This is a genomic window from Okeania sp. SIO2B9 (assembly GCF_010672505.1).
Taxonomy (GTDB): domain Bacteria; phylum Cyanobacteriota; class Cyanobacteriia; order Cyanobacteriales; family Microcoleaceae; genus Okeania; species Okeania hirsuta.
In genome coordinates, this window is record NZ_JAAHGK010000360.1 from 1 (window position 1) to 6,097 (window position 6,097).

Consider the following 6,097-nt stretch of genomic DNA (forward strand, 5'->3'; position numbering starts at 1 on the left):
AAAGAAGCCGTTTCTGCCTATTTACAAACTTCTAAATTTGCCACTAGAGCATTAAATCAAGCTTTAAGAAGTGACTATAACAGATTGAGCGCTCTGCCACAAATTCAATGTCCTTGCTTAGTATTAGCTGGGGCAAGCGATTGCCATATTACTCCTGAGTCCAGTCAAGAAACAGCTCTACATCTCAATCATGCACATTGGCAATGCTATCCTAACACCGCTCATCTTTTTCCTTGGGAAATTTCTCAGCAAGTGCTAACAGATATTAAAAAATGGATACAGCTTCAGCAAAAATAATCAAAAATATTATACCAAATTCAAAAAAGGTAGTTACATCTTAACTTGTAATTTATTGCTACAATTAAAAATTGTATATATCCATCAAATGTCAAAATCAAGTATCTTTTCCTCTTTTTTATCCAGTTTTTTCCCTGTTGCCTGTTACCAGTGTCGAGACTGTAGCAATATTTTATGAAATTGGTATTAGAAATTCTTGTAAAAGTCAATTAAAAGTCAAAATTAAGAAAAGTTGATAATTTCCTAATTATAATTTATTGGCATTGCTGAAAACAGATATCAAGACTTAAATTAAAGTAAATCAAGAGTAATTAATAAGCTTTACTATTTTTCTATCTAGTATCAAGCAATTAGTAGTTTATTTAGTATCTTTGACTCTTATCGACTACTAACTTCAAAGTTATACTATTACTCAGCAACACCATTTATCTTCAAATTTTATAATTTCCTGAAAAGGATTAAGTTTGGGGACTAAAAGCAGGATTTATTACTGTTTCATTACTACTATTTTCTAATTCATCATAAATAGTTAACTCCACAGGTTTAGACTGCTCAATAAACACCTGAATACCCTGAGCACTTTCGTCTTTTAAATCTTCTATATAGCCAGCTTCAGCAGCTTTTGCTTCTTCAAATGTAAAAAAAGGTCCAAAATAATAAGTGCAACAAGGGTTAGTAGTAAAAATTTTAACCCACCAAGCCAGACCAGAAAAGTTTAATAAGTTTGCCAATGTTTCTTTCATACTATGTTAATAATTTTTGTATTAGTAGTTGCTTTTGAAGTTACTGATTCTCACATCTGCCAATGTTTGCAACTTTATGAGCAAAAATTCTAAACAAACTATCAGGAAAAATTTGAATCGATAACTAAACTATACAAATTACAAAGAGTGTTCATTATAGTCAACCGGGAGTTTCAAAATCTATTTCGCTGGTCAGAGCCATGTAGCTGATAGAAGACTGTTTAACCCATGTTAAGCTATACTTCTCCTCTCTATTTTTGTTATACTACGCAACTTCTATTTTTTCAATTATATTTTTCACTACATACGCAAACTTTTTGACCAGCGTTGTCTATAGATCTCATAAAGGGCTATACCAGTTGCTACTGATACATTGAGACTAGGTGTATTTCCTGACATTGGTATAGATACTAAGGCATCACAATTTTTTTGGATCAGAAGGCTTAAACCCTCTGCTTCACTACCAATAACTAGAACAATAGCTCCTGTAAACTTTACAGTATGAATAAGATCCCCATTGTCAGCTACAGTACCATATATCCAGAATCCCTCTTTTTTCAATTCTTCCAAAGCACGACTCAGATTAATAACTCTGGCTACCGGAAAATTTTCCAAAGCTCCTGCAGCAACTTTTGTTACAGTCGAGGTTATTCCTACTGCTCGTCTTTGTGGAATAACTAAACCTTGTATTCCCAGAGCTTCTGCCGTCCGAATAATAGCTCCTAAATTATGGGGATCGTTGAGACCATCAGCTACTAACAATATAGGTTGCTCGGTTTTAGATTTAGCTTGAGAAATTAGTTCGTCAAGCTCTTTGTACTCGTAAGGGGATATTTGAGCAGCAATACCCTGATGATTTTTTCTATGGGTAATTTGATCTAGGCGTCTATCATCTACTTCATCTATGATCGTACCTCTGGCTTTAGCCTCATTGAGCAATGTATGAAACCTGGGATCGTATCTCAGTGGCGAAATAACCCAGATGCGGTTTAAGGAACGCTCACTTTTGAGGGCTGCTTGTACAGTATGTCGTCCATAGATTAGATCGTCATCTTCCCTTGTGGCCTCTAAATTATCATTGCTTGACTGCCTACTTTTGAGTTTAATTGATTTCTGTTTTTGGGGTTTGTCTTGATAGTTAAATTTTGAAGGTTTTATAGGCATAGCTCATATCAAATCTAATTTTATTCTTAATACAGGCGGCATAGGCCATAAGGCCCCAGGTAATATAAATACCTATGCAAAATTAATTTAACATTTGTAAGTAGATACCAGGGAGTAGGGAGTAATATCATGTGCCCCCTCCGGGGGAGCTACGAATTGCGGATAATTACTTATAATTTCTGATAATTACTTATAGTAAAGTTTTTGTTTGTAGTTTTGTTCTAGCCCTTGCAATACTTATATTATTGCTCAAGCAAAACTACGAGCCTAATTAGGGTTTGCGCTCAAAAGTATTTTAGTAGGGGTAGGAGACAGGAGACAACCCACCCCTCGCCCCTCCCAGGAGGGGAGAAATGGATCGGGAGCGAGGAAGTAGGAGCGGGCGTTTTGTCCCAAGATTGTTCTGCCCAACTATGCGCCTAAAATACGCTCCATGCATGAGCGTGAAGAGCTGAAACAGGCGCACTTTTTTCGTTCCCAAAAAGGCACTTGTCTTTATATGTCAATGCTTTTATATTTAATCAGCAGAGCAATAATTATAAGTGTTCTACCGAACATAATATAAAAACTACTCTAAAGGCTAATTTTAAAAGTAATGGTATTTACAAATTACTTAAGTTTTCGAGCGAAAATCACTATTTGTTGTACATTAACCGGATAGGGAACAGAAAATATATCTTAATACCAAATTTTACGCAAGAGCAGGGAGTAGGGGAGTGGGAGAGATGAGAAGACGGGAAGTGAGAAAGAAACCAAAATACATCCTCTCTCTTGGTCGATTGGATATGTCGAGGAGACCCGCTCTTGACAGAGAGAGTCGCTCCGCTTTACATGTTGCGGAGCAAAACGCCATCCCTCGAACGCTTTCTTTTAATTAGAGCTGAGGTAATAACAGCTGACATCATTAGGTAATTTGTCCTAAGTTCAATCAATACCATTACCGTTGCAGGACTACCAAAATTTGAAAAAGAGTAGGGAAAGAGTATATTTAGGTAGGATTTGGGTTTCTGTTTTTACCCCTTTTAAATTAACCTTTTTAATTCTTTCTATTCTTTAATCTAATTTTATATAGCCTAGTAATTGATTTAATCGTTGAGGATCTGTTAAATATAAGTAACCAATTAAAGCTTCTAAACTGGTAGCCTGTTGATAAACTTCTGGGTCTAATCTTTTTGGTTTCCCAAAAGCAGCGTTGCGTCCTCGCTTGAGAATATCTAACTCTAAACTAGTAAGATGAGGTTTTAAATTATGTAAATGATGAGCTTGACTTTCTGCTCTAACTTGCGCTACCACCAGTTGATGATAAGACCGCGATCTTTTAGCTGGTATTAAGTAGTAGCTCCGAACATACAATTCATAAATAGCATCCCCCAGATATGCCCAAGCTGAGGGTGTAGTTTTTTGAATTTCTGTTGGTGTTAGTGCCACAAGGTTTAATTGTTGCAAACCGATCGTTCTCCTTGTTAGACCAGCTTTTCTACTCGATAAAATATTAATTGTCCTTCTTCTAATATCCCCGTAGAAAAATTTTTGCTTAACTTAAGTTTTAATTTCTATTTAACAAGACAGGCCAAATTTTGTTTTCACAATCTTTCTAGTTTTTTCCATCTCAATCAGGCTTGACCAACTCCCGTCTCGCCCTTTGATTTTTGACGGGAGATAGCATCTATAGCTATATTAAACAGTCGGTCATTGCCTGGCCTTGTCAAGAGATCTTGACATTCTCTATAGCTTCATCTAATGAAGAGCGTAAAGACAAAAATTTCTCTAAACGAACCAATTTAACAGTTTGATTGACACGGGCATTGGAAACTATTTGCAACGTACCTTCTTCATATTGTTTGGTATGCTTTACCAGTTGTACGAGTGCTCCTAACCCAGAGCTATCAACAAAGTCTATTTTGGACAAATCCAAAATAATGTTTTTTGGCCCTTGATCGATTTTTGTCTTCAGCGTTTTGTTAAAAGTACCTTCTGAAAAGGCATCTAGTAACCCTGTTAGGCGGAATAGCTGGTAGTTATTCCTCTCTTCATGAGTGCATCTCAGGCTAACAGTCAGGGCTAATGGCTTAGGCTCAGGAATAACACCCTCCTAGCTTGATTTTGCATAAGTCGAATGTCAATTATACTTTTTTATGTAAAATTTGTCTACTCCTAAAGATAACTTATTTTGAAAGACAAATGATGCAAAAAAAAATTGTACAATTTAAGTAAGGAATACACAAAATTTGCAGGCAAAATCCTACTTTGATTTCGAGGCTTTAGCTCTGCGCTCATCTTGCATTACCTGGACAAAACGTTCAAACAAGTAATCAGCATCGTGGGGACCAGGGCTGGCTTCAGGGTGGTATTGTACTGAGAACAAAGGTAAAGATTTATGTCGTAAACCGGCAACAGTTTGGTCATTCAAGTTAAGATGTGTAATTTCTACCTCAGTAGCTAAAGAATCTGGATGAATCGCAAATCCATGATTTTGACTTGTAATCTCCACTTTTTGCTGTAAACCTGCTGGCTGATTGAGACCACGGTGGCCAAACTTTAATTTAAAAGTGTCGGCTCCTAAAGCAAGACCGAGGACTTGGTGTCCCATACAAATACCAAAAACAGGTTTAGATGATTTAAGTAACTCTTTAGTAGTCTCAATACCTTCGTTAACAGCAGCGGGGTCTCCTGGGCCGTTGGACAGGAAAATACCATCTGGGTTGTGCTTGAGAATTTCTTCTGGTGGCGTATTAGCAGGAACAACTACAACTCGACAACCATAGCTAGCTAAACGTCGTAGGATATTTTTTTTCACTCCAAAGTCAATGGCCACTACTGTATACTTTTCTCCACTGTAACCAGAAACAGAAGGATTAAACTCCCAAGCTGCATTAGTGGGTTCAGACCATTGATAAACTTCTTTAGTTGTTACTCCCTGAACTAAATTCAATCCTGCCATACTAGGGGCAGACTGAACTTTTTGTAGCAATTCAGTTGGGTCTAGAATTTCTGTAGAAATTGCCCCATTCATTGCTCCTAAAGTCCGAATTTTTTTGGTCAAAGCACGGGTATCAATACCATAAATTCCAGGAATTTTATGTTCTTGAAGATACTCTAACAAAGATTGAGTTGAGCGCCAGTTACTAGGACGTGGACAAATATTACGAGCGATCGCACCTTTGATTTGTGGTTGATTGGACTCTTCATCTTCAGGATTAACTCCTGTATTTCCCAATTCTGGGTAGGTAAAAGTAACAATTTGCCCACGATAACTTGGGTCTGTGAGAACTTCCTGATAACCAGTCATTCCTGTGTTAAATACCACTTCTCCAATGGTAGTTCCTGGAGCGCCAAAAGATAAGCCACGGTAAGAAGTTCCATCTGCTAGTACCAGAAGAGCAGGTTGAGGTGAGATTGACATTTTAATTCCTCTCAATTAATTAGTATTTAATTTAACTAGCTATCAGCTTTTAACAGCTTGGGTTAAAATCCCATTCTAAACATTAAAAAAATGATCCTAATGATTCTGCTGACTGCTTCTTTAAATATTAGGTCAGAATATTTACTTAGGTCATTGAGAATATATTAGGTTTACGAAAAATGTAGTAGTCACAAGTACAGATTACATTCATCAATTAAATAAGATAAAATTAGCTTAAAGTTTAAAACTTAACAATAAACAAATAATTGAAATTCTTAAAAAGTAATTAATTATGATGGAAAATTCTTCACTCTACAATTCTACTGATAGAAATCTGGTTAAGCAAAAACAACAGGCGAAAACCATCTTTTGGCAAATACCATCAATATTAGTGACTACATTAATTTGTACTGCAGCGATCGCTCAAGAATATCCAGGATGTTTTATGCTTGATGAAGCAGGAAATAGGAAGGACTTAACAATATCAGTT

At 36.4% G+C, this 6,097-nt stretch carries 7 protein-coding genes; 2 read left to right on the forward strand and 5 right to left on the reverse strand.

The genetic code is table 11. The features are described from left to right. Positions 1-297, forward strand: a 297-nt coding sequence (locus F6K13_RS14345; RefSeq protein WP_375340664.1) for an alpha/beta fold hydrolase, incomplete at its 5' end; no start/stop codon positions are given. A gap of 458 nt (positions 298-755) precedes the next feature. Here F6K13_RS14345 and F6K13_RS14350 read toward each other — a convergent pair. The 5 genes from F6K13_RS14350 to carA all read right to left on the reverse strand — a co-directional run bounded on the left by F6K13_RS14350 (position 756) and on the right by carA (position 5,607). Next, positions 756-1,040, reverse strand: coding sequence for a DUF1816 domain-containing protein (locus F6K13_RS14350; RefSeq protein WP_124142644.1), 285 nt, complete (start codon positions 1,038-1,040; stop codon positions 756-758). A 300-nt stretch (positions 1,041-1,340) separates the two neighbouring features. Further along, positions 1,341-2,204 carry a 23S rRNA (guanosine(2251)-2'-O)-methyltransferase RlmB gene (rlmB, locus tag F6K13_RS14355; RefSeq protein WP_124142645.1) on the reverse strand — a complete coding sequence of 288 codons (864 nt, stop codon included), beginning with the start codon at positions 2,202-2,204 and terminating at the stop codon, positions 1,341-1,343. Between the two features lie 1,053 nt (positions 2,205-3,257). Further along, positions 3,258-3,650, reverse strand: coding sequence for a Mini-ribonuclease 3 (locus tag F6K13_RS14360; RefSeq protein WP_192901016.1), 393 nt, complete (start codon positions 3,648-3,650; stop codon positions 3,258-3,260). Between the two features lie 259 nt (positions 3,651-3,909). Then, positions 3,910-4,287: an STAS domain-containing protein gene (locus F6K13_RS14365; RefSeq protein WP_124142647.1), complete on the reverse strand. Its 378-nt coding sequence runs from the start codon at positions 4,285-4,287 to the stop codon at positions 3,910-3,912. 159 nt (positions 4,288-4,446) lie between these two features. Then, positions 4,447-5,607, reverse strand: coding sequence for a glutamine-hydrolyzing carbamoyl-phosphate synthase small subunit (gene carA, locus F6K13_RS14370; protein WP_124142648.1), 1,161 nt, complete (start codon positions 5,605-5,607; stop codon positions 4,447-4,449). A gap of 292 nt (positions 5,608-5,899) precedes the next feature. On the opposite strand from carA, the gene F6K13_RS14375 reads away from it, so the two are divergent. Next, positions 5,900-6,097: hypothetical protein (locus tag F6K13_RS14375; RefSeq protein WP_287287691.1), on the forward strand; the 198-nt coding region annotated here is incomplete at its 3' end.

Excerpts from the sequence above, each read along its gene's own strand:
- F6K13_RS14350 (WP_124142644.1), bottom strand. The coding sequence starts at position 1,040 with ATGAAAGAAACATTGGCAAACTTATTAAACTTTTCTGGTCTGGCTTGG.
- rlmB (WP_124142645.1), bottom strand. The coding sequence starts at position 2,204 with ATGCCTATAAAACCTTCAAAATTTAACTATCAAGACAAACCCCAAAAA.
- carA (WP_124142648.1), bottom strand. The coding sequence starts at position 5,607 with ATGTCAATCTCACCTCAACCTGCTCTTCTGGTACTAGCAGATGGAACT.